Annotated in this window: 28 protein-coding genes, 1 pseudogene and 1 riboswitch; of the genes and pseudogenes, 15 read left to right on the top strand and 14 right to left on the bottom strand. The window is 61.2% G+C overall.

Annotation, left to right across the window (positions count from 1 at the left end):
- Nucleotides 1-32: 32 nt before the first annotated feature.
- Genes A6013_RS02935 through hpxO form a run of 3 tightly spaced genes read right to left on the bottom strand, consistent with a single transcriptional unit; the run spans nucleotide 33 to nucleotide 3,184 of the window.
- A complete protein-coding gene (locus A6013_RS02935) occupies nucleotides 33-968 on the bottom strand; it encodes a PDR/VanB family oxidoreductase (RefSeq protein ID WP_069732522.1) in 936 nt (311 codons plus the stop codon).
- An 11-nt stretch (nucleotides 969-979) separates the two neighbouring features.
- Nucleotides 980-2,014 (bottom strand): molybdenum cofactor-independent xanthine hydroxylase subunit HpxD, encoded by a 1,035-nt coding sequence (gene hpxD / locus A6013_RS02930; protein ID WP_059354509.1) that lies wholly within the window; start codon nucleotides 2,012-2,014, stop codon nucleotides 980-982.
- Between the two features lie 15 nt (nucleotides 2,015-2,029).
- A complete protein-coding gene (hpxO, locus tag A6013_RS02925; RefSeq protein WP_069732521.1) occupies nucleotides 2,030-3,184 on the bottom strand; it encodes an FAD-dependent urate hydroxylase HpxO in 1,155 nt (384 codons plus the stop codon).
- A gap of 239 nt (nucleotides 3,185-3,423) precedes the next feature.
- Here hpxO and uraD point away from each other — a divergent pair, with 239 nt between their 5' ends.
- Both uraD and uraH read left to right on the top strand, forming a co-directional pair.
- On the top strand, nucleotides 3,424-3,924 hold the full coding sequence (gene uraD, locus A6013_RS02920) for a 2-oxo-4-hydroxy-4-carboxy-5-ureidoimidazoline decarboxylase (RefSeq protein WP_069732520.1): 501 nt from the start codon (nucleotides 3,424-3,426) through the stop codon (nucleotides 3,922-3,924).
- Nucleotides 3,921-4,244 carry a hydroxyisourate hydrolase gene (gene uraH / locus A6013_RS02915; protein WP_069732519.1) on the top strand — a complete coding sequence of 108 codons (324 nt, stop codon included), beginning with the start codon at nucleotides 3,921-3,923 and terminating at the stop codon, nucleotides 4,242-4,244. Before uraD ends, uraH begins: the two co-directional genes overlap by 4 nt.
- On the opposite strand, the gene guaD is transcribed toward uraH, so the two are convergent.
- Together guaD and A6013_RS02905 are read right to left on the bottom strand one after the other, a co-directional pair.
- The gene (gene guaD, locus A6013_RS02910) at nucleotides 4,224-5,540 is read right to left on the bottom strand and encodes a guanine deaminase (RefSeq protein WP_049136548.1); all 1,317 of its coding nucleotides are present in this window, start codon (nucleotides 5,538-5,540) and stop codon (nucleotides 4,224-4,226) included. The genes uraH and guaD overlap by 21 nt on opposite strands.
- A 101-nt stretch (nucleotides 5,541-5,641) precedes the next feature.
- Nucleotides 5,642-7,138, bottom strand: a complete 1,497-nt coding sequence (locus tag A6013_RS02905) for an NCS1 family nucleobase:cation symporter-1 (protein ID WP_069732518.1) — start codon at nucleotides 7,136-7,138, stop codon at nucleotides 5,642-5,644.
- A 144-nt stretch (nucleotides 7,139-7,282) separates the two neighbouring features.
- On the opposite strand from A6013_RS02905, the gene A6013_RS02900 reads away from it, so the two are divergent.
- The 3 genes and pseudogenes from A6013_RS02900 to puuE all read left to right on the top strand — a co-directional run bounded on the left by A6013_RS02900 (nucleotide 7,283) and on the right by puuE (nucleotide 9,686).
- On the top strand, nucleotides 7,283-7,999 hold the full coding sequence (locus A6013_RS02900; RefSeq protein WP_045630054.1) for a GntR family transcriptional regulator: 717 nt from the start codon (nucleotides 7,283-7,285) through the stop codon (nucleotides 7,997-7,999).
- A pseudogene (gene hpxA, locus A6013_RS02895) lies at nucleotides 7,999-8,869 on the top strand (allantoin racemase). Before A6013_RS02900 ends, hpxA begins: the two are co-directional and overlap by 1 nt.
- The gene (gene puuE, locus A6013_RS02890) at nucleotides 8,787-9,686 is read left to right on the top strand and encodes an allantoinase PuuE (RefSeq protein WP_370738833.1); all 900 of its coding nucleotides are present in this window, start codon (nucleotides 8,787-8,789) and stop codon (nucleotides 9,684-9,686) included. Before hpxA ends, puuE begins: the two are co-directional and overlap by 83 nt.
- A gap of 48 nt (nucleotides 9,687-9,734) precedes the next feature.
- Here the strand turns inward: puuE and hpxZ are convergent, their stop codons facing one another.
- Genes hpxZ through hpxW form a run of 4 tightly spaced genes read right to left on the bottom strand, consistent with a single transcriptional unit; the run spans nucleotide 9,735 to nucleotide 13,294 of the window.
- Nucleotides 9,735-10,121 (bottom strand): oxalurate catabolism protein HpxZ, encoded by a 387-nt coding sequence (hpxZ, locus tag A6013_RS02885; protein ID WP_047364248.1) that lies wholly within the window; start codon nucleotides 10,119-10,121, stop codon nucleotides 9,735-9,737.
- Complete coding sequence (locus A6013_RS02880; RefSeq protein WP_069732515.1) at nucleotides 10,118-11,515, bottom strand: AtzE family amidohydrolase; 1,398 nt, start codon at nucleotides 11,513-11,515, stop codon at nucleotides 10,118-10,120. Before A6013_RS02880 ends, hpxZ begins: the two co-directional genes overlap by 4 nt.
- A complete protein-coding gene (hpxX, locus tag A6013_RS02875; protein WP_069732514.1) occupies nucleotides 11,512-11,700 on the bottom strand; it encodes an oxalurate catabolism protein HpxX in 189 nt (62 codons plus the stop codon). The genes A6013_RS02880 and hpxX overlap by 4 nt, the downstream gene beginning before the upstream one ends.
- Before the next feature lie 10 nt (nucleotides 11,701-11,710).
- A complete protein-coding gene (gene hpxW, locus A6013_RS02870; protein WP_069732513.1) occupies nucleotides 11,711-13,294 on the bottom strand; it encodes an oxamate amidohydrolase in 1,584 nt (527 codons plus the stop codon).
- A gap of 143 nt (nucleotides 13,295-13,437) precedes the next feature.
- Between hpxW and hpxU the strand changes: the two genes are divergently transcribed.
- The 7 genes from hpxU (at nucleotide 13,438) to hpxK (ending at nucleotide 19,809) form a co-directional block, all read left to right on the top strand.
- Complete coding sequence (hpxU, locus tag A6013_RS02865; RefSeq protein ID WP_045261682.1) at nucleotides 13,438-14,277, top strand: MurR/RpiR family transcriptional regulator HpxU; 840 nt, start codon at nucleotides 13,438-13,440, stop codon at nucleotides 14,275-14,277.
- A gap of 191 nt (nucleotides 14,278-14,468) precedes the next feature.
- Nucleotides 14,469-15,251 (top strand): transporter substrate-binding domain-containing protein, encoded by a 783-nt coding sequence (locus tag A6013_RS02860; RefSeq protein ID WP_045261681.1) that lies wholly within the window; start codon nucleotides 14,469-14,471, stop codon nucleotides 15,249-15,251.
- 4 nt (nucleotides 15,252-15,255) lie between these two features.
- Nucleotides 15,256-15,921 (top strand): amino acid ABC transporter permease, encoded by a 666-nt coding sequence (locus A6013_RS02855; RefSeq protein WP_041912033.1) that lies wholly within the window; start codon nucleotides 15,256-15,258, stop codon nucleotides 15,919-15,921.
- Nucleotides 15,921-16,577 carry an amino acid ABC transporter permease gene (locus A6013_RS02850; protein ID WP_014883296.1) on the top strand — a complete coding sequence of 219 codons (657 nt, stop codon included), beginning with the start codon at nucleotides 15,921-15,923 and terminating at the stop codon, nucleotides 16,575-16,577. Before A6013_RS02855 ends, A6013_RS02850 begins: the two co-directional genes overlap by 1 nt.
- On the top strand, nucleotides 16,558-17,295 hold the full coding sequence (locus tag A6013_RS02845) for an amino acid ABC transporter ATP-binding protein (protein WP_008499843.1): 738 nt from the start codon (nucleotides 16,558-16,560) through the stop codon (nucleotides 17,293-17,295). The genes A6013_RS02850 and A6013_RS02845 overlap by 20 nt, the downstream gene beginning before the upstream one ends.
- Before the next feature lie 13 nt (nucleotides 17,296-17,308).
- Complete coding sequence (locus A6013_RS02840) at nucleotides 17,309-18,550, top strand: alanine--glyoxylate aminotransferase family protein (RefSeq protein WP_069732512.1); 1,242 nt, start codon at nucleotides 17,309-17,311, stop codon at nucleotides 18,548-18,550.
- Nucleotides 18,547-19,809, top strand: a complete 1,263-nt coding sequence (hpxK, locus tag A6013_RS02835; RefSeq protein ID WP_069732511.1) for an allantoate amidohydrolase — start codon at nucleotides 18,547-18,549, stop codon at nucleotides 19,807-19,809. The genes A6013_RS02840 and hpxK overlap by 4 nt, the downstream gene beginning before the upstream one ends.
- Here hpxK and A6013_RS02830 read toward each other — a convergent pair.
- Complete coding sequence (locus A6013_RS02830) at nucleotides 19,775-20,776, bottom strand: magnesium transporter (RefSeq protein WP_069732510.1); 1,002 nt, start codon at nucleotides 20,774-20,776, stop codon at nucleotides 19,775-19,777. The two genes, hpxK and A6013_RS02830, sit on opposite strands and share 35 nt — an antisense overlap.
- Nucleotides 20,777-20,836: 60 nt before the next feature.
- Nucleotides 20,837-21,006, bottom strand: a riboswitch (M-box (ykoK) riboswitch).
- Between the two features lie 155 nt (nucleotides 21,007-21,161).
- Here A6013_RS02830 and A6013_RS02825 point away from each other — a divergent pair.
- Nucleotides 21,162-21,665 carry a DedA family protein gene (locus A6013_RS02825; protein ID WP_069732509.1) on the top strand — a complete coding sequence of 168 codons (504 nt, stop codon included), beginning with the start codon at nucleotides 21,162-21,164 and terminating at the stop codon, nucleotides 21,663-21,665.
- Between the two features lies 1 nt (nucleotide 21,666).
- Here the strand turns inward: A6013_RS02825 and A6013_RS02820 are convergent, their stop codons facing one another.
- A complete protein-coding gene (locus A6013_RS02820) occupies nucleotides 21,667-22,416 on the bottom strand; it encodes an SDR family oxidoreductase (RefSeq protein WP_069732508.1) in 750 nt (249 codons plus the stop codon).
- Nucleotides 22,417-22,516: 100 nt separating this feature from the next.
- Here A6013_RS02820 and A6013_RS02815 point away from each other — a divergent pair, with 100 nt between their 5' ends.
- Complete coding sequence (locus A6013_RS02815) at nucleotides 22,517-22,876, top strand: helix-turn-helix domain-containing protein (RefSeq protein ID WP_023335206.1); 360 nt, start codon at nucleotides 22,517-22,519, stop codon at nucleotides 22,874-22,876.
- Nucleotide 22,877: 1 nt separating this feature from the next.
- Here A6013_RS02815 and A6013_RS02810 read toward each other — a convergent pair whose 3' ends face one another.
- Nucleotides 22,878-23,672: an SDR family oxidoreductase gene (locus A6013_RS02810; RefSeq protein WP_069732507.1), complete on the bottom strand. Its 795-nt coding sequence runs from the start codon at nucleotides 23,670-23,672 to the stop codon at nucleotides 22,878-22,880.
- Between the two features lie 125 nt (nucleotides 23,673-23,797).
- Nucleotides 23,798-24,241, bottom strand: coding sequence for a helix-turn-helix domain-containing protein (locus tag A6013_RS02805; RefSeq protein ID WP_028012647.1), 444 nt, complete (start codon nucleotides 24,239-24,241; stop codon nucleotides 23,798-23,800).
- A gap of 152 nt (nucleotides 24,242-24,393) precedes the next feature.
- Between A6013_RS02805 and agp the strand changes: the two genes are divergently transcribed.
- A complete protein-coding gene (gene agp / locus A6013_RS02800; RefSeq protein WP_069732506.1) occupies nucleotides 24,394-25,635 on the top strand; it encodes a bifunctional glucose-1-phosphatase/inositol phosphatase in 1,242 nt (413 codons plus the stop codon).
- A 33-nt stretch (nucleotides 25,636-25,668) separates the two neighbouring features.
- Here agp and A6013_RS02795 read toward each other — a convergent pair whose 3' ends face one another.
- A complete protein-coding gene (locus A6013_RS02795) occupies nucleotides 25,669-25,896 on the bottom strand; it encodes a YccJ family protein (RefSeq protein ID WP_028012649.1) in 228 nt (75 codons plus the stop codon).

Genomic DNA, 25,896 nt, shown 5'->3' with positions numbered 1-25,896 from the left:
CTGCGATAGCAATATCGCAGGGTTTTTTCGTTTTACAGCGCAATCACCAGCTCCCCGGAGTGACTCCGCGAACAGCAGAGCGCCACCTGCTGGTCAGCCGCGCTTTTTTCTGCCTCCGACTGCACGCTATCCCTGTGGTCCACCACGCCGTCAATCACCGGCGTCAGGCAGGCGCCGCAGATCCCCATTTCGCAGGACAGCGGCACGTCCACGCCGTTTTCCTGTAATACCTGAGCGATGGTCTTATCCGCAGGCACCGGCCAGCGCTCGCCGGTAGAGGCAAGTTTGACCGTAAAGATCTCGCCTGCGACGCCGCTTGTGACAGGGGGAGCGGGCTGAAACGCCTCGCTGTGGATATGGGCGTCATTCCATCCCTTCGCCGCCGCCACATCGCGCGCTTTCTCCATAAATCCCGCAGGTCCGCACACCCACGCGTGCAGCCCCGCTTCAGGCGCGGGGAAATGCTCCGCCAGCGTGGTTCGTGGGGTGGTGGTATGAATAATGCAGTCACCGCACTGCGAGAGTTCGCGCGCAAACGCCGCGTTTTCCCGGTTTCTGACGTAATAGTGCAGCGTAAACGGCGTTCCGGTCGCTTTCAGCTGCAATGCCATCGCATACAGCGGCGTAATGCCAATCCCTGCCGCCAGCAGCAATACCCGCTCAGCCTGATGCAGCGGAAACAGATTGCGCGGGGCCGAGATTGAAAGCCTCTGGCCCGGACGCAGCGTTTCGTGAACGTAGCGCGACCCGCCGCGCGAGGCGGCTTCTCGCCCCACGCAGATAAGATAGCTCTCGTCGCCACATGCCCCGGTCAGAGAGTACTGGCGGACCACGCCGCAGGGCAGGTGGACATCAATGTGCGCGCCGGGTCGCCACGCCGGTAGCGCGTCGCCGTTTTCGGCCACCAGCCTGACGGCGAGGCTTTTATCCCCCTCGCGCCACAGCCCGTCAACGATCACGTTCAGCATATTGGCCTCCGTCATACCAGGAAAAATTCGCCAAAGCCCATCTTCTTCAGTCCCCGACGGTAGGCAATCGAACTCTTATCTGCCGGAATATGGGCTTCCAGAGTGAGATCCAGCGGCAGACTTTCCGGGCGCTGGGTTTCGACCATCAGGCGATCCTCTTCAAAAATGCGCAGGTTAAAGGCATGCACGTCCTCCACCGGAATATGCAGATCAAAGTTGCGCGCGATGGGCGCGAACATGCGGGTCACCCGTGACGAGACGGGCGAGGCGGCGTTCATAATCACCAGCCTCGATTCACCCGGAAAATGAATCGTCAGGGTGGCGGTAAACGGCAGATGCATTTCAAAATGGCGCAGCCACTGGAACCCTTCTGGCGCCTGCACGGGTGAACTGGCGGGATAGTTGCTCACGGAACTCCAGTAATCGGCCACGAAACCGAAGGGCGTCTCCTGCGGCTGATAGATAGGGACAAGCTGATTATTGGGATCGGCAAAGGTATCGGTATGGATCCACGCAAAGTGGGCAACATCCAGAAACCCCTCCACCTGGCGCCCGGCGAAGCCGTTCACCTCAAACGCCGGGCAGTTGATCTGCTGAAATCCGTCGTCGCTCCAGTGCGGCATGGTGGGCAGCGGCACGGGATTGTCCGGGTCAAACGCCAGGCAGGTCCAGATCAGGCCGAAGCGCTCTTCCACCGCGTAGTTAATCAGATTCAGCTTCGCCGGAACGGGCTGGTCGGGGCTGGACGGAATGCGGTTGCAGCGGCCGTCTTCACCAAAGCGTAAGCCGTGGTAGGGGCAGATAATCCCGTGCTCGTCGTGAAAGCCGAGCGTCAGCGGCACGCCGCGGTGCGGACACACGTCCCGGGCAACCACGACCTGGTCGTTAATTCGGTAAATCACCAGCTGTTCATCCAGCAGGGTGGCCTTGACGGGGGCCGGGCCGACGTCGCAGGCGCGCGCAACCGGATGCCAGCATTTCGCCAGGCGCAGCCAGTCCTCTGGCTCAAACGTGCAGTGGGCGGGTGGTGTCGGTTCTCTTTTCATCGTTGTCCCTCTTGTTCAGCCTAACGGGCCGCCCTGAATGGTCTCGCACAGACCGTTGATAATGCGTTCCCCGGTCTCCTCTTTGAGTTCCTGATACCAGGCCTGCGTCAACGCCATATCTTTCCCGTGGGTGACGTCGCAGCGTTTACGCGCTTTCAGCACCAGGTCACGCACCCGGTCGCAGCGCAGGGCTTCGTACTGCCGCAGCGCCAGCGTAATGTTGTGGTTTTCACGCAGGCATTCGCCCAGCACCACGGCGTCCTCCATGGCCGCGCAGCCGCCCTGGCCGATATCAGGCGTGGTGCTGTGCCCGGCATCGCCGAGCAGCGCGACGTTGCCGCGTACCAGGCTGTCGAACGGCTCGATGTCATGGATTTCAATGCGGTTGGTGGTATCGGGATCCAGCGCGGCGATAAGCTTCTGCACCGGCGGCGCCCAGCCGCGGAAGTAGCCCGTGAGATCGGCGCGCAGGGTGGTGCGATCCTCCGCCAGGCCCGCGGGCAGCGGCACGTCAAAAAAGAAGTAGAAACGACCGCCGGAGACGGGCATCAGCGACACGCGTTTGCCTTCGCCAACGAAGGTGGTCCACTGGTGCGCCGGGGCAATCTCTTCATCAATCTTCACCAGCCCGTTCCAGTTCACGTATCCGGCGTAGCGGCGCTCCGGGGTATAGCCCAGCACGTACGGACGAACCGCCGAGTGGCTGCCGTCGGCGGCAATCACAAAATCGCCTGTTGCCGTGGTGCCATCGGTAAAGGTGACGCTTACGCCCGCGTCGTCTTCATGAACGTGTTCCACGCGCTTGCCGAACTGCACCTTGTCGCGACCCCAGAAGTCCAGCATTTCGCGCTGGAGTTCAGCGCGCGAGACGGGGCAGGGACGCCCTCCGGTACGCTCAACCAGCGGGGCAAGGCTAAAATGGGTCAGGGTGTCGCCGCGCCGGTAATCCTTGTAGGCCATAAAACGCATTGGACCGCCGTAGGTTTCGATAATGTCGCCCATGCCGAGGTGCTGCATACACTTCACGCCGTTAGGCCAGATGGAGATGGCCGCCCCGACGGGCCGGATCTCTTTTACGGCTTCAAACACGGTACAGTCGATGCCCGCTTTCTTTAGCGCGACGGCAGCGCTCAGGCCGCCAATACCCGCGCCAATGACGATTGCTTTCATGCTTCTCTCCTTTTGCAGGGTGTAAAAACATTCAGCAATTTGCGTACCAGGCTGCAGAGTGGCGAAAACGGCGTTGTGGGAGGTGAGTTTGCACTGCTAAGGTGCGCAAACACGGTGAATATGCCTTTTTATGAATCAATAATTTCCTGTCCAGCCATACAGAATCGACTGTTTCACATCGGCGACAAGAGTGGCGTGGTTTGTGCAACAACCCGGAGGAGGACAATAAAGGAGACACTATGATCGCACTGCACGACTTCAATTATCTTCCTGAGAAAGAGGCTCTCGCGCTGCTCACCCCCTGCGTGGCGCTCCCCGGCTGGGCTGAGGCGCTGGTTTGTGGACGGCCTTACCCGAGCCGGAGTGAATTGACGATCGCGGCGCAGGCGCTGATGCAGCGCTGGGATGAGGCGTCGTTAGCGCAAGCCCTGAGCGCGCACCCGCGCATCGGCGAAAAGCCCGCGGGTGAAGAGGTGGAGGCGGCGCTGTCGCGTCAGGAGCAGGGCGCGGTGAATGACCGTGACGCGGCGCTTGCGCAGGCGCTGCGTGAAGGCAATGCCCGCTACGAAGCCCGCTTTGGGCGCGTATTTCTGATCCGCGCTAAGGGCCGCAGCGGCGAGGAGATATTACAGGCCCTGCGCGCGCGACTGGAAAACAGCGACGCGCAGGAAATCCATGCTGCGCTGGAACAGCTGCGGGAAATTACGCTGCTGCGCCTTGAAGGAGTTATCCACGAATGAGCACACTCAGCACCCATATTCTCGATATTTCGACGGGCAAGCCCGCAGCGGGCGTGACGGTTCACCTTGAACGGGAGGGCGAAATCATGGCGACGGGCGTGACCAACGCTAATGGCCGCATCACCGAATTTGTCCCATTCCTGCCAAAAGGACACTATCGGCTGGTGGCGGAGATCGGCGGGTGGTTTCGCGCAACCGGCCGGGAGACGATCTACCCCTGCGCGCAAATTGATTTTGTGACGGAAGAAGCGGCAGACGAGCACTTCCATCTGCCGTTTGTGATTGCGCCAGGCGGGTGGTCAACCTACCGGGGCAGTTGACCACACCCGCTCGCCGTTGACCCAGGTCTCACTGATGTTGCGCTCGTCGCCCAGGGTCATCAGCACAAATAGCTGCTCGTAGATATCCTGACAGCGGCGATTGCGCAGGCGCTGCAGCGGCGTCACGTCAGGATCGATAACCACAAAATCCGCCTCTTTGCCGGGGGCGAAGTTGCCAATCTTATCGTCCAGCCTGAGGGCGTGCGCGCCGCCCAGCGTGGCGTGATAAAACGCCTCGCTGGCGCGCAGGCGGTAGCTCTGAAGCTGGCCGACCTTGTAGGCTTCTCCCAGGGTGCGCAGCATGCTGAAGGTGGTGCCCGCGCCGACGTCGGTGCCGATGCCCATCCGCACCTTGTGCTGCCAGCAGGCGGGCAGGCGAAACAGCCCGCTGCCGAGAAACAGGTTCGAGGTGGGGCAAAATGCCACCGCCGAACCGGTGTCGTGCAGGCACTGCCACTCGCTGTGGTGCAGATGAATCGCGTGGGCAAACACGCTGCGCTCTCCGGTCAGGCCGTAGTGGTGATACACGTCCAGATAGCGCTCGTGCTCCGGCCAGAGATCGTTCACCCAGGCCACTTCGTTTGGGTTTTCGCTGAGATGGGTCTGCAGCCAGGTATCCGGAAACTCCTCTCTGAGCAGGCTGACCGCGGCGAGCAGCTCGGGAGAGGACGTTGGGGCAAAGCGCGGCGTAATGGCATACCCCAGCCTCCCCCGGTGGTGCCAGCGCTGGATCAACTCCCGCGTCTGCCGGTAGCTCTGCTTTGCATCTTCGCTCAGGTAGTCCGGCGCGTGCCGGTCCATCATCACCTTTCCGGCGATAAGGCGCATGTTGAGGCGCAGGGCTTCGGTAAACAGCGCTTCGACCGATTGCGGATGCAGCGTGCAAAACACCAGTGCGGTGGTGGTGCCGTTGCTCACCAGTTGGTTAATGAAAAATTCGGCGATCTCTTTCGCGTAGGCTTCATCGGCAAACTGGCTCTCCACCGGGAAGGTGTAGGTGGTCAGCCACTCCAGCAGCTGTTCGCCAAAGGCGCCGATCATCTCCGTTTGTGGATAATGAACGTGGGCGTCGACAAAACCGGGCAGCAGCAGCCTGCCGCGCAGGTCCGTGTAGCCTTTGTGGGGGTCGAGATACTGCTCGCCCTCCTGCCACGCCATGTGCGCCAGAATTTTTCCGTTCTGGATAAACAGCAGCCCGTCCTCAAGGTAGCGGGCGTGTTGGGCAATCGCGTCTGCGCTGTCGCAGACCTGGGCGATATCGAAAAATGCACCGCGTATCGCAGTCTGGTATTCCATCGTGGGTCCTGCCTTAGTGTTTGCGTAGCGGGGTGAAAAAGCTCAGCAAGAACGGTGCCAGAATGAACGGGCCGCAGATAAACTGCGGCCGGAGGGAGGGGTTACTCTTTTTGCGTCGCCACGCGGGAGCTGAACGAGGCCGCGCCTGCCCTCTCGCGCTCTTCCCGCGCCAGCCAGCGGTAGGTCACGCCGCCGAGGAAGACGCCGATAAACCAGCTGAAGTTTGCCACTTCATGCAGGGCCGGGATAAAGCCAATCACCAGACCTACGGCTACGGATGGGATCAGCGCGCCAATGGCCTTCGGGTTAAAGCCGTTGCGGTACCAGTATTTGCCCTTTGGCGTGTCGTCGAACAGATCGTCTACCGACACCTTGCCGCGCTTAATCAGGTAGAAATCGGCAATCAGAATGCCGAACAGCGGGCCGATAAACGCTCCGAGCACGTCCAGGGTGTAATGGATGAGCTCCGGCGAGTTGAACAGGTTCCACGGGGTGAGCAGGATCGAGCCGACGGCGGCAATCATGCCCCCGGTGCGGAAGCTGATCTTCTGCGGCGAGCAGTTAGAGAAATCAAACGCCGGTGAGACAAAGTTCGCGACGATGTTGATCCCGATGGTGGCGGTGATCATCGTCAGCAGGCCAATTGCCACGGCCAGATCGTTACCTACGCGGCTGACGGTTTCGATCGGGTCGGTGATCATGCGGCCAAACAGCGACTGGGTGCCGGAGACAATCACCACGGTGACGATGGAGAACAGCAGGAAGTTAAACGGTAGCCCCCAGCGGTTGCCGCGGCGGATCTCACCCATGCTTTTGCCGTAGCGGGAGAAGTCGCCAAAGTTAAGCAGCGGGCCGGAGAAGTAGGAGACCACCAGCGCGGTCGCGGTGATCATCTGCCAGGTTTGCTCGCCCGCGCTCAGGGATTTGCTGGCGAGGGTGAAAGAGATCCCGTCAAAACCGGTCTTGTATACAATCCAGCCCGCGAGGGCCAGCATCACCACATAGACCGCCGGACCGGCGATATCAATAAAGCGCTTAATGGCGCTCATGCCGTGCCAGAAGACCATCGCCTGAAGAACCCACATGATGGCAAAGCAGATCCAGCCCAGCGGCGACAGGCCCAGGAAGGCACCGTTGGTAAGGCTCGCCAGAGAAGGCCAGAACTTCAGCACCACCAGCATCAGCGCGTTGGCGGCAAGCCAGGTCTGGATGCCGTACCACGCAAAGGCGATAAGCCCGCGGATCACCGCCGGAATATTGGCCCCGAAGACGCCAAACGCCTGACGGCTGATCACCGCATAGGGCACGCCCGCCATCTGGCTCGGTTTTGCTACCAGGTTGGCGCACAGCTGCACAATGCAGATCCCCACCAGCAGGCAGAGCAGTACCTGCCAGCTTGCCAGCCCGAGCGTAAAGAAGCTCGCGGCAACAACGTAACCCCCCATGCTGTGAACGTCGGACATCCAGAAAGAAAAGATGTTGTACCAGCTCCAGTTCTGGTCACGCGTCGGTGCCAGATCCTCATTGCAAAGACGTGGGCTGTAAACCGCACCGGAATCAGCGGCCGTACTCTGCTGTGCGTTTTGACTGTTTGGCATGAAACCTGCTCCTGTGAATGTAAACCCGTTGAGTGGGAGTGCAAACGGTGTTGCAGGATCCAGGCCAAAATAATAAATCTTGTATGCAATATTTTATTTTTATGTATACGATTCGATAACGGAAAGTAAAATTCGGAGTGGTGAATGAACAACATAAACGCCCTGCAGACCGCGCCAGACCTGCATGACAAAGACGAAACCATCTTCCAGGCGCTGATGACCGCGATTGTGGAACATCAGCTGCTGCCGGGGAGCAAATTGCCGGAAGAGGCGCTGGCCGAGGTGTTTGGCGTGAGCCGCACGGGCATCCGCAAGGTGCTTCAACGACTCGCCGCTGTGCAAATGGTCACCCTGACGCCCAAACGTGGTGCACACGTCGCCAGCCCGACGGTGGAAGAGGCGCGGCACATCTTCCGCACCCGCGCGCTGCTGGAGGTCGCTAACCTGCCGGATGTGCTGGCGCACTGTCAGCCGCCGCACCTTGCAGCGCTGGAGGCCATTATTCGTCAGGAGCAGCAGGCGCACGAGGCGTACGACGGCCCGGCGGCAATCCGACATTCCGCCAGTTTCCACATACAACTGCAGGCCATCTCCGGCAACCAGGTGCTGACGGAGATGGTGACAAGCCTGAGCCAGCGCTCCTCGCTGGTGATTGCTACCTGGGGTGCGCCGTGGCGTCAGGGCTGCCGCTGCAACGATCACGAACAGCTTGTGGATCTGTTGCGTCAGAAGGCGCTGCAGCCGCTAAGCGATGCCCTCATGCACCATTTTGAACACATCGTTGCCAGCCTTTGCTTCGAGCGGGCGGGCGAGTGCCTGCCTGATTTTGCCCGGCTGTTTGCCGGCCACAAGGAGTCGTAATGTCTGTCTGTATACAAGTGATCAACCCCAACACCAGCCTCGCGATGACGGAAACCATCGGCGCGGCGGCCCGAGCGGTGGCGGCGCCGGGAACGGAGATCCTCGCGGTCTGTCCGGGCGCGGGCGTGCCGTCTATCGAGGGCCACTTTGATGAGGCCATCGCCGCCGTCGGTGTCCTGGAACAGATCAAAAAAGGCAGGGAGCAGGGCGTGGACGGTCACGTGATTGCCTGCTTTGGCGATCCGGGTCTGCTGGCGGCGCGCGAGCTGGCGCAGGGGCCGGTTATCGGCATCGCCGAAGCTGCCATGCATATGGCGACGCTGGTCGCGACGCGCTTTTCGGTGGTCACCACGCTGCCGCGCACGCTGATTATTGCCCGCCATCTTCTGCACCAGTATGGCTTTCAGGACAAGTGCGCGGCGCTGCACGCTATTGATCTCCCGGTGCTGGCGCTGGAGGACGGCAGCGGTCTGGCGCAGGAGAAGGTGCGCGCGCGCTGTATACAGGCTCTGAAAGAGGATGGCTGCGGCGCCATCGTGCTCGGCTGCGGCGGCATGGCGACCCTTGCGCAGGAGCTGACCCGCGAGCTGCGCGTGCCGGTGATCGACGGCGTCAGCGCGGCGGTGAAGATGGTGGAATCGCTGGTGGCGCTGGGGCTCACGACCAGCAAGCATGGGGATCTGGCCTTCCCGGAGAGCAAACCGTTAAGCGGGCATTTTCAGGCATTGAATCCATTTTAACTTTTGGGGGTGGTATGGGGCTTTTCGAACAGGATTATCCGCGGGATCTGCGCGGCTACGCGGGCAACCCGCCGCACGCGCGGTGGCCGAATCAGGCGCGCATCGCGGTGCAGTTTGTGCTCAATTATGAAGAAGGGGCGGAAAACCACGTTCTGCACGGCGATGCCGGGTCCGAGCAGTTCCTGTCGGACATCATCGGCGCGGCCAGCTACCCGGACAAACATATGTCGATGGACTCCCTTTACGAATACGGCAGCCGCGCCGGGTTCTGGCGGATCCACAGTGAATTTCAAAAACGCGGCCTGCCGCTGACGGTCTTTGGCGTGGCGATGGCGCTGGCGCGTCACCCGGAGATTGTTGAGGCGATTAAAGCCGCGGATTACGACGTGGTCAGCCACGGCTGGCGCTGGATCCACTATCAGAACATGGACATCAGCCAGGAGCGCGACCACCTGCATAAGGCGGTGCAGGTTCTTACCGACCTGTTCGGCAAGCCGCCAACCGGCTGGTACACCGGGCGCGACAGCCCCAACACCCGCCAGCTGGTGGTGGAGCACGGCGGCTTCGACTACGACAGCGACTACTACGGCGACGACCTGCCCTTCTGGACGGAAGTGGCCTGCGGCGATGGCACCCAAAAACCGCACCTGATTGTGCCCTATACGCTGGATGCGAACGACATGCGCTTTGCGACCGCGCAGGGTTTTAACACCGCCGAGCAGTTTTATACGTACCTGAAGGACAGCTTTGACGTGCTGTACGAGGAGGGGGAGAGCGCGCCAAAGATGATGTCCATCGGCATGCACTGCCGCCTGCTGGGGCGGCCGGGGCGCTTCCGCGCGCTGCAGCGGTTCCTGGATTACGTTCAGCAGCACGAGCGGGTGTGGGTCTGTACCCGCCAGCAGATTGCTGACCACTGGCGGGAAGTGCATCCGTTTCAGAAGTAATTGTGCGATGTTTTGCCGGGTGGCGGTTGCGCCTTACCCGGCCTACGGCTACGACATCAAACTCACCTGCGCCGCAACAATGCGCCACCCGTAGGCAAACCTTACCCACGTCTGCTGCTGGCGGCCAATCCGCTCCGTACCTTCACGGGTAAACTCGGTGCTGCACACGGCATAATCCTCCCCGAAGGTGGTAATCACGGTGTGGCGCAGCGTCCGCTGAAGCCCGGCAGACGGGCGCGCCGCCCTAAAGGCGCGGATTTCATCGATCCCGTACAGGTTTTCACCCGCTCCCAGCCGCACCGTGTTTTTGTCGTGCCAGAACAGCTCGTCCAGCACGGCAATGTTGTTACTCACCAGCGCGTCTTCATAGCGATAAAACGCGGCGGTCACCTCGGCAACCACCCACGGGAGGTTAATGTCATCGTGATTGATCATGCTGCAACCTCCGCCAGGCGGGCATCGGTGATGCCGCTCTCTTCCAGCACGCGAGCGACGCGCAGGCAGGCCTGCTCGTTAAACGGCGCGGCAATCAGCTGCAGGCCAATCGGCGCGCCATGTGCGGTGCGCAGCGGAACGGTGGTCACGGGCAGGCCCAAAAATGAAATCGGCTGGGTCAGCATCCCCATGCTGGCGCGGATGGGGAGCGGCTGACCGTTAATCTCCATGGTTTGCTCGCCGATCCGCGTGGCGCTGCGCGGCGTCGCGGGGGCGATCAGCACGTCGGCCTGGGCAAACAGTGCGTGAAACGCCTGCCGCGCCTGCGCGCGGAACCGCTGGGCCTGAATATACCAGGCGGAGGGGATCATCGCGCCTGCCAGCAGTCGCTCCCGGGAGTGCGGCTCAAAGCGCTCGGGCTCGCGGCGAAGCGCGGGCAGGTACTGATTTCCCCCTTCGGAGGCGCTGATGATAAACGCCGCGGAGCGCGCCAGCTCGGCGTCCGGAAACTGCAGCTCATCCCGCACGTCGAGCGCCTTCGCCACCCGCGCCACGGCGTCTCTGGCCTGTGCGTCGCACCAGATGGTGAAGTAGCCGCCGAGCACCGCGCAGCGCAGGCCGTCAAGCCCGCGGTCTAGCAGGGGGCGCGTCTGCTCGCGGGAGCTCTCTGCCTGAAAACGGTCGCTGCTGTCCCGGCCCTGAAGCGCGTCGTACACGGACGCCAGGTCGCACACGCGGCGGGCGAAGGGGCCGATATGATCCAGGCTCGCGACAAACGGATGGCTGCCGGATCGTGACAGGCGGCCAAAGGTGGGCTTGAGACCATAGATGCCGCACAGCGAGGCCGGAACGCGAATCGACCCGTTGGTGTCGGTGCCGAGCGAAAAGTGCACCAGCCCGGCAGCTACGGCGGCGGCTGAACCGCCGGAGGATCCGCCCGCAATGCGCGTCAGATCGTGCGGGTTACGCGTCGCGCCGTAGTGGCTGTTCTCGGTGGTAAAGCCATAGGCGTAGGCGTCCATATTCATCATGCCGGACAGCAGCCCGCCCGCGCTGCGCAGCTGGCGCACGGCGAAGCTGTCAGCGGCCGCAGCGGGGCGCTGGCTGAACAGCTCGGCGCCCGCGAGGGTGGTGTGTCCGGCAACGTCGAACAGGTTTTTCACCGCGTAGGGCACGCCCGCCAGCGGCGGCAGGGGGCGCTTTTCGCGGCGCAGGGTGTCGATGTTCTCGGCCTCGGCGAGCATGCGTGCTTCCGTCACGGTGGTCCAGGCATTGATCTGCGGATTAACGCGCCCAATCGCCTCCAGCGTCTGGCGGGCAATCTCATGGGCGCTCAGCTCGCCCGCGCTCAGCGCCTGTTGAATGTCGCTGATACTCATCTCGTGTAGCGTCATGCTTTATACACTCCTGCGATCTCCAGACGGTCGTCGAGCTGCAGCGCCATCAGCGGGGCGGCCATGTTGGCAATGCGGCTGAACTGCAACTGCAGCTCGGCGCGGCGGGCATCGTCCAGCGTCACGCCGAGCACGGACTCCATTTGCGCAAGATACGCCTGCCAGTCGGGTTGTTGTGTCGTCATTGTTTTCTCCTCAGTATCCGGCGGCCGCGCCGTTGCTGCGCGGGTCAAACGCCCCTTCAAACAGCCCGTTGGGGTGCCGGACAATCGCGCCCGCGTGGCCCATAGCTTCGCTAAAGTCCGTGAAGCGTTCGACCTCATGCCCCCGCGCCCGCAGTTCAGCGACCGTCTCAGCACTAAATCGTCCTTCCAGCTTTAACGTGTCCGAGGTTTGCCCCCAGGTACGCCCCAGCAGCCAGCGCGGGCGGGTGATGCTCTCCTGCAGCGGGACGCCCTGAACCACGTAGCGGGTAAAGAGCGCGGCCTGGGTTTGCGGCTGTCCGTCACCGCCCATCGATCCGTAGACCATTACGCGCCCGTCCTTAAGACGCGCCGCCGCCGGGTTCAGGGTATGGAAAGGCTGTTTGCCCGGCGCGAGGGCCAGAAGATGAGCGGGGTCGAGGCTGAACGACGCCCCCCGGTTCTGCCAGACGATGCCGGTATCGGGCAGCACCACGCCGCTGCCGAACTCGTGATAAATACTCTGGATAAACGACACGGCAAGCCCGCTGTTATCCATCACCCCCATCCACACCGTATCGCCGGGCCCTTTTCCGGTTCCCCACGGCGCGGCGTGGCCGTCGTCAACCCTGTCGGCAAGCGCCTGCAGGGCGGCGGGATCCAGCAGTTTCTGAATCTCGGTTTTCAGCTCACGCGGGTCGGTAATGTGGGCATCGCGCAGGCCAAAGGCCAGCTTGGTGGCTTCAACGATGCGGTGAATGGTGTCCGCGTCGTCGGCCTCCGCCATATTCAGGCGGTCGGTGATGCCGAGTATCGCCAGCGAGACCAGCCCCTGCGTCGGCGGGGCGTGGTTAAAGATCTCCCCCTGCTGATGCTGCAACTTCAGCGGCGCGGTGCGCCGGGCAACGTGCGCGTTAAGATCGGCCAGCGTCACGGGCATGCCCAGCGTCTCCAAGCCGTGCGCCAGCACGTTCGCCAGCGGGCCGCGATAAAAGCTGTCGAGACCGTCCTCCGCCAGGCGCGTCAGGGTTGAGGCCATGGCGGGCTGGTAAAAACGGCTCCCGACCTGCGGCGGCTTACCATTCACCAGCCACGTTTCTGCGAAGCCGGGGATGGCCTTAAGCTCGTCGAATTTACTGGCCGTGGCATGGACCTGTGAGGCCGTGACCGGGGCGCCGTTCTGTGCATAGTCAATGGCGTCGGCCAGCAGGCGGGCCAGCGGCAGCGACTTGCCGGTCATCTCGCGGGAGACTTTCAGCGCCTCGTCCCAGCCACTCACCGTGCCGGCGACGGTCAGCGCCGCCTGCGGTCCGCGATGGGGAATGTGCGTGTGCCCGTCGTAGGCGGCAAGCGTCGCGCGCGATCCCGCCGCGCCGCTGGCGTCAATGGCGATGGGGTCGCCTTCTGGCGGCACGATAAGCCAGAAGCCATCGCCGCCCAGCCCGTTCATGTGGGGGTAAACCACGGCGATGGTGGCCGCCGCCGCGACCATCGCTTCAATCGCGCTGCCGCCTTCGCGCAACACCGCCAGCGCGCTCTGGCTGGCAAGATGGTGGGGCGCAACGGCCATGCCGTGCGTGGAGACGTTGCTTTGCATGAGAAGTCCTCGTAACACTGAAAGTCACAAGGCGCTGCAAAAGCTGTTCCAGTTCTGAAAGAAAAGTTTCAGTAAGCTGGCACGTATAATGAATACGTATAAAGAAAGGTATAATGTGATGAAACAAAAGTTACAGAGGCGCTATGGAACAACTGGATGAACGTCTGAAAGCACAATACCCGTCGCTGTCGCCGCAGGAGCAACGGGTGGCAGACTTTATATTCGACCATTTTGACGACCTGATCAGCTACAACAGCGCCGAGCTGGCGCAGCTGAGCGGGGTGTCGAAAGCCACGGTCAGCCGCCTGTTTAAGCGTCTGGGCTATGAGAAATATAAGGATATGCGCGACGAGCTGCGCACCCTGCGCCAGAGCGGGATGCCGCTCACCGATAACCGCGACGCGGTGCAGGGCAACACGCTGCTGGCGCGCCACTACAAGCAGGAGATGGCGAACCTGACCCAGTGGGTTAATGCCCTTGACGCGCAGCAGTTTGCCGACGCCATGGCCTGCATGGTCAAGGCGCGGCGCATCGTCATTATCGGCATGCGTAACGCTTATCCGGCGGCGCTCCACCTGCGCCAGCAGCTGCTGCAGGCGCGCGGTCAGGTGCTGGTCCTGCCGCAGCCGGGGCAGAGCCTGAGCGAGGAGCTGGTGGACCTAACGCCGGACGATCTGGTGGTGATGATGGCCTTCCGCCGCCGCCCGCGCATCATTCGTCCGCTGATGCAGCAGCTTCAGAGTAGCGGTATTCCGGTGCTGCTGATGTGCGAGCCGCAGGCCCACAGCCTGTTTCCGCTGGCGAGCTGGCAGCTCTGCGCCCCGCTGGACAGCGTCTCCGCCTATGACAGTTATTCCTCGGTCAACAGCCTGATCAACCTGCTGGCGAACGCCTTCCTGCATGACATTCTCGATAAAGGCCGTCCGCGCATTCACGAGATTGCCTCCCTCTACCAGCAGCTGGACGAACTCGAACAACGATAATGGGGCATCAGACTGGTGCTTTGCATTGTAATGGTGCAAATGAACGGGGCGAAAATAGAGAGTATTTTCGCCCCGTCCGCGTTTGATCAGGCTTTAAGAGAAAATTCCCCGCTTCGCCTTATCTGGCACATTAGTTGCAAAATCACATTCAAAGAATCTTTTGTTTCATGTTAACGTTACGGGGAAGCACCATGAAAAAACTATTTATTGCACTGGCCGGGGCCGCATGTCTCTTCACTCAGCTGCCAGCAAAGGCTGACCAGCTTCAGGATATCGAGAAGCGCGGCACCATTCGCATTGCCGTTCCGCAGGATTTCCCGCCGTTTGGCTCGGTGGGGACCGATCTGCAGCCGCAGGGCTACGACATAGACATGGCGCGCTATCTGGCGAAACAGATGAAGCTCAAGCTGCAGCTGGTGCCGGTGACCAGCGCCAACCGCGTGCCGTACCTGCAAACCGACAAGGTGGATCTGGTCATTTCCAGCCTCGGTAAAAACCCGGAACGCGAGAAGGTGATCGACTTCAGCCGCGCCTACGCGCCGTTCTTCCTCGGCGTGTTTGGCCCGAAAGGGGCTGAGCTGAAGGACGCCGCCGCGCTGAGCGGAAAAACCATCGGCGTGACGCGCGGGGCGGTGGAGGACATGGTGCTGACCGGCCTGGCACCAAAAGACGCCAACGTGAAACGCTACGAAGACAACAACACCACGCTCTCGGCCTACCTCTCCGGCCAGGTGCAGTACGTGGCGACCGGCAACCTCGTGGTGGCGGCCATTTCACGGCAGAACGCGGATAAAGCCCCGGTGCCGAGCTTTATGCTGAAAGACTCACCGTGCTTTATCGGCCTGAAGAAGAACGAACCGGCCCTGAAGGCGAAAGTGGATGCGCTGATTGAGCAGGGCATCAAGGACGGCACGCTGAACGGCCTGTCTGAGCAATGGCTGAAGGCCCCGCTGCCGGCAAACCTTGGCGCCTGAGCCGATGACGGAGCAACTTGATTTTTCAGCCCTCTGGCCGCACTGGCCGGAGCTGCTGGCGGGGCTGTGGGTCACCATTCAGCTGACGGTAATGGCAACCGTCGGCGGGCTGGCAATCGGGATTTTCGGCGCGGCGATCCGCAGCGGACGCACCACCTGGTACAGCCGGATCTGGGGCGGCTACGTGGAGATCATCCGCAACACGCCGTTTGTGGTGCAGCTGTTTTTCATCGTCTTCGGCCTGCCGAATCTTGGCCTGAAGATGACGGCGGGGGAGGCGGCGCTGCTGGCAATGGTGGTGAACCTGGGCGCGTACAGCACCGAAATTATCCGCGCGGGCATTCAGGTCACGCCGAAAGGACAGTGGGAGGCCGGGCGCGTGCTGGGGCTGACCCGTCTGCAGACGTTTATTCGCGTGGTGCTGCCGCCCGCGCTGCAGCGCATTTATCCGGCGCTGGTGAGCCAGTGCATCATCGTGATGCTCGGCTCGTCGGTGGTGTCGCAGGTCTCGTATGAAGAGCTGACCTTCGCCGCTAACCTGATCCAGTCCAGAACGTTTTTGAGCTTTGAGGTCTATCTGGTGACAACCGGGATTTACTTAGCGCTGTCGATTACCCTGCGCCAGCTGATGATGGCGGCAGGACGCAAATGGCTGGGGGTGCAGGCATGATGACCACCTTTACCGACTGGGACATTATTCGCAACCTGCTGCTGGCCGGACGCTGGACGGTACTGCTGTCGCTGGTGGCGTTTGTCGGCGGGGCGGTGGTAACGCTGCCGCTCCTGCTGCTGCGCCTGACGGGCGGGCGCACGGTGAAGCGCATTATCCGCGGCTATATCGAGCTGTTTCAGGGCACCCCGCTGCTGATGCAGCTGTTCCTGGCCTTCTTCGGCGTGGCACTGTTCGGCATCGACGTTTCGCCGTGGACCGCCGCCTCGCTGGCGTTAACCTTCTACACCAGCGCATTTCTGCTCGATATCTGGTACGGCAGCATTCGCGCCCTGCCGAAGGGGCAGTGGGAAGCCTCACGCTGCCTGGGCCTGACCTTCGGCCAGACCCTGTTTCGCGTAGTCGCTCCGCAGGCGCTGCGCATCGGCATCGCCCCGACGGTGGGCTTTGCGGTGCAGGTGATCAAAGGTACCGCGCTGGCGTCGATTATCGGCTTCATCGAGCTGACCAAGGCCGGCACCATGCTGACCAACGTGACCTATCAGCCGTTTAAGGTCTTTGCGCTGGTGGCGCTGGGCTACTTTATTCTGTGTTATCCGCTGTCGCGCTACAGCCGCTATCTGGAGACCAAATTCAATGCCTCTCATCACCATTAATCAGGTGCAGAAGTACTACGGCGATAACCACGTGCTCAAGGGCGTCGATCTGGATATCGATATGGGCCAGGTGATCTCCATTATCGGGCGCAGCGGATCGGGCAAAAGCACGCTGCTGCGCTGCATCAACGGCCTGGAAGGGTATCAGGACGGAAGCATCAAGCTGGGCGGCATGACCATTACCGACCGGGATTCTCAGGCGCGTGAAATCAGCCGCTCGGTCGGGATGGTGTTCCAGAGCTTTAACCTGTTCCCGCACATGACGGCGCTGGAGAACGTGATGCTTGCCCCGCGTCGGGTGCTGAAGAAAAGCGCCGCCGAATGCCGCGAACTGGCCCAGCGCATGCTGGAGAAAGTGGGGCTTGGCGATCGTCTGGATTACTACCCGTCGAGCCTCTCCGGCGGCCAGCAGCAGCGCGTGGCGATTGCCCGCGCGCTGGCGATGTCGCCTAAAGTTTTACTCTGCGACGAGATCACCTCCGCGCTCGACCCGGAGCTGGTGGGCGAAGTGCTCAAGGTGCTGGAGCAGCTGGCGGCCGAGGGGATGACCCTGATTCTCGTGACCCATGAAATGAATTTTGCCCGCGAAGTGGGCGACCGCGTGGTGTTTATGCACCAGGGGAAAGTCTGGGAGCAGGGCGACAGCAAAACGCTGTTCGCCAACCCGCAGACCACGGAACTGAAGCAGTTCATCTCCTCCGTGCGCGGCCTCAACTGATAAGGACTTAACAATGGATATCGCACACTTTCCGCAAATCAACCCGCCCCAGCGCCTGCTGATGGGGCCGGGGCCGATCAACGCCGACCCGCGCGTGCTGCGCGCCATGTCGAGCCAGCTGATTGGCCAGTACGATCCGGCCATGACCCACTACATGAACGAGGTGATGGCGCTCTATCGCGGCGTGTTTCGCACCGAGAACCACTGGACGATGCTGGTGGACGGCACCTCCCGGGCGGGGATTGAAGCCATTCTGGTCTCCGCCATCCGCCCCGGAGATAAAGTGCTGGTGCCGGTCTTTGGCCGCTTTGGACACCTGCTGTGCGAAATTGCCCGCCGCTGCCGCGCGGAGGTGCATACCATCGAGGTGCCGTGGGGCGAGGTGTTCACCCCGGACCAGGTGGAGGATGCGATTAAGCGTATTCGTCCGCGCCTGCTGCTAACCGTGCAGGGCGACACCTCCACCACCATGCTGCAGCCGCTCGCGGAGCTCGGCGCCATCTGCCGCCGCTACGACGTGCTGTTTTACACCGATGCCACCGCGTCGCTCGGCGGCAACGCGCTGGAGACCGACGCCTGGGGGCTGGACGCCGTCTCGGCCGGGATGCAGAAGTGCCTCGGCGGCCCGTCGGGCACGTCGCCGATCACCCTGAGCGCGCGCATGGAGGAGGCGATCCGCCGCCGCAAATGCGTTGAGGAGGGCATTCGCACCGACGCCCACCGAGACGGCGATGAGGAGATGATCTACTCCAACTATTTCGATCTCGGCATGGTGATGGACTACTGGGGGCCGGAGCGCCTCAACCACCACACCGAAGCGACCACCGCGCTGTTTGGCGCCCGCGAGTGCGCGCGTCTGATCCTGCAGGAAGGGCTGGATAACGGCATCGCCCGCCACAGGCTGCACGGCGATGCGCTGCTGAAGGGCATTCAGGCGATGGGGCTGGAGACCTTTGGCGATCTGAAGCACAAGATGAACAACGTGCTGGGCGTGGTCATCCCGCAGGGCATCAACGGCGACCAGGTGCGTAAGCTGATGCTGGAGGATTTCGGGATTGAAATCGGCACCTCGTTTGGCCCGCTGCACGGCAAGGTGTGGCGCATCGGCACCATGGGCTACAACGCGCGCAAGGACTGCGTGATGACCACCCTGAGCGCGCTGGAGTCGGTGCTGAACTACCTGAAATTCACCACCACGCAGGGTGCGGCCATGCAGGCCGCGTGGGATCACTATCTCCGCGAGACGCCGCAATGAGCCCGGCGGCAGAACGGGTGATGGCGCGCGCCGACGCGCTGGCCGCCATCAGCGAAACCCCGGATGCGCTGACCCGGGTCTATCTCTCGGTGCAGCATCTGCAGGCCAACCAGCTGGTGGGGCAGTGGATGAGCCAGGCGGGCATGACCGTCTGGCAGGACAGCGTGGGCAACATCTGTGGACGCTATGAGGGGGCGCAGGAAGGGGCGCAGGCGGTGCTGCTTGGATCGCATCTGGATACCGTGCGCAACGCGGGACGCTACGACGGCATGCTCGGGGTGCTCACGGCCATTGAAGTGGTGGACAGCCTGCATCAGCAGGGTATGCATCTGGCGCAGGCCATCGAGATTGTCGGCTTTTGCGATGAAGAGGGCACCCGCTTCGGCATTACGCTGTTAGGCAGCCGGGGGCTGACGGGCACCTGGCCGCAGGGCTGGCTGGAAAAAACTGACGCCAGCGGCATCAGCGTGGCGCAGGCGATGACCCAGGCGGGGCTCGATCCTGCCCGCGTGTCGCATGCCGCAAGGCGTCAGGAAGATTTCAGCGCCTATCTTGAGCTGCATATTGAGCAGGGGCCGTGCCTTGAGCAGGAGGCGCTCGCGCTTGGCGTGGTGGAAGCCATTAACGGCGCCCGTCGCCTGAACTGTCGCTTCACCGGCGAGGCCGGACATGCGGGAACCGTGCCGATGCTCCACCGCAGAGACGCGCTGGCCGCCGCCGCCGAGTGGATGGTTATCGTTGAAAACGCTACCCGACAGCAGGGCGGCAACCTGGTGGCGACGGTCGGGGAATTGCGCTGTCTGCCGGGAGCGGTCAACGTGATCCCCGGTGAGGTTCAGCTCTCGCTCGATATTCGCGGCCCGCAGGATGCACCGCTGGACAGGTTGCTCAACGACCTGCTGGAACATGCCCGGGCGATCGCATCGCGCCGCGGGCTGGCATTTAGCGCCGAGGAGTTTTACCGCATTGCCGCCACGCCGTGCGATCTGCACCTGCAGAACGTGCTGGGGGAGGCCGTCAAATCGGTACAGGGGCGCTCGCTTTCGCTGCCCAGCGGCGCGGGCCACGATGCGATTGCCATCGCGGAACGCTGGCCGGTGGGCATGCTGTTCGTGCGCTGCAGGGGCGGAGTCAGCCACCACCCGGCGGAATCGGTGATGGCTGAGGATGTTGCGCTGGCGATTGAGGCGTTTTCGCGTGCGGTGATTCAGCTGGCGGATCGCGTTACTCCAGCCCCAGCGTATACTGCGCGATCTTAAAGTAGATAATCAGCCCGGTACCGTCGATAAGCGTCGCGATAAACGGCGCGGAGACGACCGCCGGGTCAATGCCGCAGCGCTTGAGCACCATCGGGATCACTGACGACACAATCGCGCTCCAGAGCGTAATGCATACCAGCGTCAGGCTGACGATAAGCGTGATTTCCAGCCCGATACCCATCATCCAGGCGCGGATGCACCCGGCAATACCGAGCGTCACGGCAATCATCAGCGAGGTGGTCATCTCTTTGCGCAGCACGCGGCCTACGTCGCGCAGATGCACTTCACCCAGCGCCATGGCGCGCACCAGCGTGGAGGTGATCTGCGTTCCGCTGTTGCCACCCGTGCCGATCAGCAGCGGAATAAAGAACGCCAGCGCGATGGCAGACTCCAGCGCCTCTTCGAAGTGCTGGATCACCGAGCTGGTGTAGGCTTCCGCGACAAACAGCAGCAGCAGCCATACGGAGCGTTTCTTCCACAGGCTGAAGGCGCTGGTTTCCAGATAGGGCTTCTCCAGCGGCAGCGTCGCCCCCTGAAGCTGGGCGTCTTCGGTGACGTCATCTTCCAGCAGATGGGCGATTTCGCGCTCGGTCAGGCAGCCGACGACCTTGCCGTGGGTTACCACCGGCACGACGTCCGCCTCGCCGTGGGCCAGAAGTCCGGCGACATCGGCTCGTTCATCTTCCGGTTTGACCTGCAAAAACTGCGAAATCATCAGGCTTTTAATTGGCTGCACGGTATCCGTGACCTGCAATAATTTGCGTACCGCAATCATGCCCGCCAGGCGTCCATGGTCTTCAATAAAAATATGCGACGGAATATCATCGTCTTTTAATTTTTCGAAGAATTGCTCGCGCGCCAGCGCCACGCATAATGAAACGTCGAGGACAATAAAATCGGTATTCATATATTGCGCGACCGCGCTGTCATTGAATGCCAGGTTGTGGTTGTGAATAGCGTAAGACATAGTGAATTCCCTTTGAATAATAAAATCTCTCAGGGGCGAGCAAGACAGGGCATGTCGGAAAGGAGATCCCCACGTCCTGGGTTCAGCACTGTACACCGTATCCCGCAAGGGAAGTTATACTGACAAAGCCTTGATTCGACAGTGCCTGTTTTACCCTGTGCCGGTTCTCTCGAACCCACCAGAGCGATAACGTGTATTTGTACAGGAGCCTCGCCATAACGAGATCGTTGTAAAGCGTGAGGAATAATACGCTTGTTTAAATTTATCGCTCAGGAAATTAAATAATGTTTAAGGAAGGTTTAGGTAAATCTTATTAATAAAATGTTGAGGGTTTATTTAAGGTTATTCCTTTTAAATGGAGGATTAATTAACGGGGGGAAGGAAAATGGCGTGGTTTGATAATCTGCTGAATCATTTTGCGCTTTATCCGGCACATCTGTTCGCGCTGTTATTCGTAATGGCGCTGAGCAAGTCCACGGTGCTGATCTCCTCCGTGCTGCCGCCCGCCTCGGTGATGCTGCTGGCGGGCATCGGCGTCAGCCAGGGGAGCATGCACCCGGCGCTGGCGTGGCTCGCCGTGGTGCTGGGGGCAACGGCGGGATCGGTGCTGAACTACCATATCGGCCAGCTGATGGGGCACACCCGGCTTGTCGCGCGCTTTACGGAGAAGCATGCCGCTACGTTTTTACGGGTTCAGCATCAGCTGCAAAAAAACGGTGTCATCGTACTGTTTACGTCGCGCTTTCTGGCGGTGTTGCGTTATGTCGTGCCGCTGGCGGCGGGGATGCTCAGGCTGAACGCCGTCAAAGTTTACGTCGTCAGCCTGCTTTCCGCCTGTGCATGGGCGGCGCTGTATGTCGGTGCGGTCACCGGCATCAGCGCCTTTTGAGTTACAGACTCCCCATTCCGCCGTCCACCAGCAGCTCCGTTCCTACCGTGTAGCTCGACTCGTCGGACGCCAGATAGAGCGCGGCTTTTGCCAGCTCCGTCGTCGAGCCCATTCTGCCGAGCGGCACCAGCTTGATGATCTCCGCCACCATCGCGTTAAGCGTCTCTTCGCTTAAGCCCGTCTTCGTAAATGCCGGCGTTTCCACCGGACCGGGGCTCAACCCGTTGACGCGGATCCCGCGCGGCAGCAGCTCCGCCGACAGCGTACGCGCCAGCGACAGGAGGGCGGCCTTGCTCGCGGCATACACGCTGCTGGTGGGCAGGCCGATGCGTGCGCTCACGGAGCCGCAGAGGATCACCGACGATGGGTTATTCAGCAGCGGCAGCAGCGCCTGAATTAGAAAGAACGGTCCCTTCAGGTTGATGCCCATCAGGCGGTCCCACGCATCCTCCTGCCAGGCTTCCAGCGGCGCGTGCGTCACGTCGCCAGCGTTGAGAAACACCGCGTCCAGGCGTGGCCAGCGGGCGGCGAGGGTTTCCGCCAGCGCTTTTTGCGACGCGATATCGCCTGCGTCGGTTGGGATCACCCAGGCCTTATCGCCCAGAATGCGCTCTGCTTCGGCGAGGGTGTCCGGGTTGCGTCCGGTCACGGCGACGCGCGCCCCTTCGGCGATAAACGCCTGCGCGGTGGCAAGACCAATGCCGCTGGTGCCGCCGGTAATCAGCGTATATTTATCGGTTAAACGACCCATGTTCTTCTCCTGAAATGTCACTGGAGAAAGCACTATAGAAACGTTAGTATCGAAAGGAAACCAGGTACCAAATGGATACTAACGAGGCAAGAGGTGTGCTATGGCAGAAATGCTGGAGGTGTGCTGCGAAAAAAAATCTGAGGCGTATACCTGCCCGATGACGCAGTTTGTCAACCTTATATCCGGTAAGTGGGCGATCCCCATTCTCTATCGCCTGATTGTGTTCAATACGCCCGTACGCTTTGGCGATCTGCTGCGTGCCGCTGCCCCCATCACGCAGAAAGAGCTGACGAAGCAGCTCCGCCTGTTTGAGCAGCGCGGGCTGGTGACGCGGACGGTCTACCCGGAGATCCCCCCGCGCGTGGAGTATCAAATTACCGAGCTGGGGTTAACCCTGCAGGACGCACTTTCGCCGCTGGCCGCCTGGATGAGCGAGTACGGCGACCAGCTTGAGCGTTAGGCTACTGTTTAACGTAGCGCGGTGCCGGAACCCCGGTGCGCGCGCTGTTAAACAGCTCAAGGCGCGCCGCTTCGTAGCGATCCCACAGGGCGGCGTCATGCATCGGCGGAATAGTGATCTGTTCGCCCTGATCCAGACCCGCCAGTGACGCATCGACCATATCGTCGGTGGTCATCACCGACCCTTCCGGCAGATCGTTCACCGTAACCCCTGAATGGCTCCAGATCTCCGTCGCCGTCGCGGCGGGCAGCACGGCCTGAATGCGCACGCTGCTATCGGCAAATTCTTCCTGCAGTCCGCGGGTAAAGCTCAGTACCCAGGCTTTGGTGGCGCTGTACAGCGCGCTGCCCGCACGGACATGGAGCGATAACACCGAGGCGATATTGATCAGCGTCCCGCGATTGTTCTGCGCCAGGCGGGGCAGGATGGCGTAGGTCAGACGCATCAGCGCCGTGGTGTTGAGGGTGTTGATGGCCTGATGCTGCGCCACATCGCCCGTGAGGAACGGGGCCATCTGCGCGGTGCCCGCGTTGTTTACCAGCGTATCGATGGCTGTATTGTGGCGCAGTTCATTTTCCACGGCGCGGATCCCGGCTTCATCGCTGAGATCGGCCACCAGTATAGCGACGGCCACGCCATAGCGCGCGCGCAGGTCGGCGGCGAGGGCTCTCAGGCGATCCTCGCGGCGGGCGACCAGGACCAGGTTAGCGCCGCGCGCGGCAAGGCGATCGGCATAGACGGCCCCGATCCCGGAAGAGGCGCCGGTAATTAAGGCGGTGGTGATTTGCGTAGTCATTGTGTGTTACCTCAAAGCAAAGTGGGTTATTTGGTTTCAATATGAAACTGAATTAACTCTCTGCTATTTGGTTTTATAATGCAACCATTTTGCCGGGCATTTTGTGCTTTTGCCGTTGGGAACGATCAGGAGGGGAGTTTAGCCACGATCTCTTCAGGCGTCAGCTCGCGCCCATCGTCGGCGATAAGCGCCAGTTTACGCAGGGGTTTGCGCTGTTCGCTATCGACGAGAACGGTGCCGCATTCGTTTTCCGCGAACAAAAATTCATTGCCCCACTGGGAGAGAGCAACCAGCACCGTCTGGAGCGCGCGTCCTTTGTCGGTCAGAACGTATTCCTGCCAGGCGCTGCCGTCGGAGGCGGGCTGAAGCCGGAGGATGCCTTCATCGACCAGCAGCTTCAGCCGCGAGGTGAGCATGTTTTTTGCGATACCGAGGCTTTTCTGAAACTCGCCGAAGCGTTTAATCCCGCGCAGCGCGTCGCGAACGATCAGCAGCGACCACCAGTCGCCAATGATATCCAGCGAACGGGCGACGGGGCAGGTGCTCTCTTCAAGGCGGGTGCGTTTCACGGTCAGGTCTCCGGTGGGGTATGGTTTTATTATAAAACTAATTAGCGCCCACCGTAAGCACGTTAATCATCAGTTTGAGAAATGCTTCCCGAAAAAACTGTCACGAATCTGTCACACTCACTGGAACATTAAAAAAACGTGAGGAACGAGGGATGAGAAAAGCACTACTCGCAGTGGCCGTGGCAGGTACCCTTTCAATGACCTTTGGCGCACAGGCGCAGGAGACGCCGAAAGGCTATCAGCTGGAGCAGGTGTTAATCATGAGCCGTCACAACCTGCGCGCGCCGCTCGCCAACAACGGCAGCGTGCTGGAGCAGTCCACGCCGAAGCAGTGGCCGGAGTGGGACGTGCCGGGCGGTCAGCTCACCACCAAAGGCGGCGTGCTGGAAGTCTATATGGGCCATTACATGCGCGAGTGGCTGGCAGAGCAGGGGATGGTGAAGACGGGAGAGTGTCCGCCAGCGGATAGCGTTTATGCTTACGCCAACAGCCTGCAGCGTACTGTCGCCACCGCGCAGTTCTTTATTACCGGCGCGTTCCCGGGGTGCGACGTCCCCGTGCATCATCAGGAAAAAATGGGCACCATGGATCCGACCTTTAATCCGGTGATTACCGACAACTCGCCGGAATTCCGCGAAAAAGCGCTCAAGGCGATGGAGTCCGAGCGGCAGAAAATGCAGCTTGGTGAAAGCTATAAGCTGCTGGAGCAGTTGACGAACTACGCTGACTCTCCGTCCTGCAAAGAGAAAAAGGTCTGCTCGCTGGCAGACGCGAAAGATACCTTCAGCGCCGACTATGAAAAAGAGCCTGGCGTATCCGGGCCGCTTAAGGTGGGTAACTCGCTGGTGGACGCGTTCACGCTGCAGTATTACGAAGGTTTCCCGGCCGACCAGGTGGCCTGGGGTGAAATCAAGACCGACCAGCAGTGGCGCGTGCTGTCGAAGCTGAAGAACGGCTATCAGGACTCGCTGTTTACCTCCACCGAGGTGGCGCAAAACGTGGCGAAGCCGCTGGTGAAATATATCGATAAAACGCTGGTCACCGAACAGGCGAAAGCGCCTAAGATTACTCTGCTGGTAGGGCACGATTCGAACATCGCTTCACTGCTCACCGCGCTGGATTTCAAGCCGTATCAGCTGCATGACCAGCAGGAACGGACCCCGATCGGCGGCAAGATTGTCTTCCAGCGTTGGCACGACAAAAACAGCAATCAGGAGCTGATGAAAATTGAGTATGTCTACCAGAGCGCGGAGCAGCTGCGCAACGCCAGCGTGCTGACACTGCAGTCGCCCGCGCAGCGCGTGACGCTGGAGCTGAAGGGCTGTCCGGTGGACGCGAACGGCTTCTGTCCGGTTGATAAATTCAATGCGGTCATGAATAACGCGGCGAAGTAAAAGAGAACCCCCCGCTGCGGCGGGGGGGAACGCTTAGACGTTTTTACGTTCGATGGTTTGCTCGCCCCAGAAGAGCGAGTCTTTGTCCGTTTTTTCGAAGGCGCGAATCAGCACTTCATCGTTGCCTTCTTCCCAAATCTGCTCGGCCAGCTTTTCGTCGTAGTTCGCGACTTCAAAGATGGCTTCGGCAATCTCCGGAGAGGTGTTGCGTAAACTTGCCCATTCGCCCACGTGGTGAGCTTTGGATTCCTGTGTTGGCAT

This window comes from Enterobacter sp. IF2SW-B1 (assembly GCF_001743375.1).
GTDB classification, from domain to species: Bacteria; Pseudomonadota; Gammaproteobacteria; order Enterobacterales; family Enterobacteriaceae; genus Enterobacter; species Enterobacter bugandensis.
This window is presented reverse-complemented; position numbering and strand designations above follow the sequence as displayed.

Coding starts and splice junctions, on each gene's coding strand:
- A6013_RS02935 (WP_069732522.1), bottom strand. CDS start 968: ATGCTGAACGTGATCGTTGACGGGCTGTGGCGCGAGGGGGATAAAAGC.
- hpxD (WP_059354509.1), bottom strand. CDS start 2,014: ATGAAAAGAGAACCGACACCACCCGCCCACTGCACGTTTGAGCCAGAG.
- hpxO (WP_069732521.1), bottom strand. CDS start 3,184: ATGAAAGCAATCGTCATTGGCGCGGGTATTGGCGGCCTGAGCGCTGCC.
- uraD (WP_069732520.1), top strand. CDS start 3,424: ATGATCGCACTGCACGACTTCAATTATCTTCCTGAGAAAGAGGCTCTC.
- uraH (WP_069732519.1), top strand. CDS start 3,921: ATGAGCACACTCAGCACCCATATTCTCGATATTTCGACGGGCAAGCCC.
- guaD (WP_049136548.1), bottom strand. CDS start 5,540: ATGGAATACCAGACTGCGATACGCGGTGCATTTTTCGATATCGCCCAG.
- A6013_RS02905 (WP_069732518.1), bottom strand. CDS start 7,138: ATGCCAAACAGTCAAAACGCACAGCAGAGTACGGCCGCTGATTCCGGT.
- A6013_RS02900 (WP_045630054.1), top strand. CDS start 7,283: ATGAACAACATAAACGCCCTGCAGACCGCGCCAGACCTGCATGACAAA.
- hpxZ (WP_047364248.1), bottom strand. CDS start 10,121: ATGATCAATCACGATGACATTAACCTCCCGTGGGTGGTTGCCGAGGTG.
- A6013_RS02880 (WP_069732515.1), bottom strand. CDS start 11,515: ATGACGCTACACGAGATGAGTATCAGCGACATTCAACAGGCGCTGAGC.
- hpxX (WP_069732514.1), bottom strand. CDS start 11,700: ATGACGACACAACAACCCGACTGGCAGGCGTATCTTGCGCAAATGGAG.
- hpxW (WP_069732513.1), bottom strand. CDS start 13,294: ATGCAAAGCAACGTCTCCACGCACGGCATGGCCGTTGCGCCCCACCAT.
- hpxU (WP_045261682.1), top strand. CDS start 13,438: ATGGAACAACTGGATGAACGTCTGAAAGCACAATACCCGTCGCTGTCG.
- A6013_RS02860 (WP_045261681.1), top strand. CDS start 14,469: ATGAAAAAACTATTTATTGCACTGGCCGGGGCCGCATGTCTCTTCACT.
- A6013_RS02855 (WP_041912033.1), top strand. CDS start 15,256: ATGACGGAGCAACTTGATTTTTCAGCCCTCTGGCCGCACTGGCCGGAG.
- A6013_RS02850 (WP_014883296.1), top strand. CDS start 15,921: ATGACCACCTTTACCGACTGGGACATTATTCGCAACCTGCTGCTGGCC.
- A6013_RS02845 (WP_008499843.1), top strand. CDS start 16,558: ATGCCTCTCATCACCATTAATCAGGTGCAGAAGTACTACGGCGATAAC.
- A6013_RS02840 (WP_069732512.1), top strand. CDS start 17,309: ATGGATATCGCACACTTTCCGCAAATCAACCCGCCCCAGCGCCTGCTG.
- hpxK (WP_069732511.1), top strand. CDS start 18,547: ATGAGCCCGGCGGCAGAACGGGTGATGGCGCGCGCCGACGCGCTGGCC.
- A6013_RS02830 (WP_069732510.1), bottom strand. CDS start 20,776: ATGTCTTACGCTATTCACAACCACAACCTGGCATTCAATGACAGCGCG.
- A6013_RS02825 (WP_069732509.1), top strand. CDS start 21,162: ATGGCGTGGTTTGATAATCTGCTGAATCATTTTGCGCTTTATCCGGCA.
- A6013_RS02820 (WP_069732508.1), bottom strand. CDS start 22,416: ATGGGTCGTTTAACCGATAAATATACGCTGATTACCGGCGGCACCAGC.
- A6013_RS02815 (WP_023335206.1), top strand. CDS start 22,517: ATGGCAGAAATGCTGGAGGTGTGCTGCGAAAAAAAATCTGAGGCGTAT.
- A6013_RS02810 (WP_069732507.1), bottom strand. CDS start 23,672: ATGACTACGCAAATCACCACCGCCTTAATTACCGGCGCCTCTTCCGGG.
- agp (WP_069732506.1), top strand. CDS start 24,394: ATGAGAAAAGCACTACTCGCAGTGGCCGTGGCAGGTACCCTTTCAATG.
- A6013_RS02795 (WP_028012649.1), bottom strand. CDS start 25,896: ATGCCAACACAGGAATCCAAAGCTCACCACGTGGGCGAATGGGCAAGT.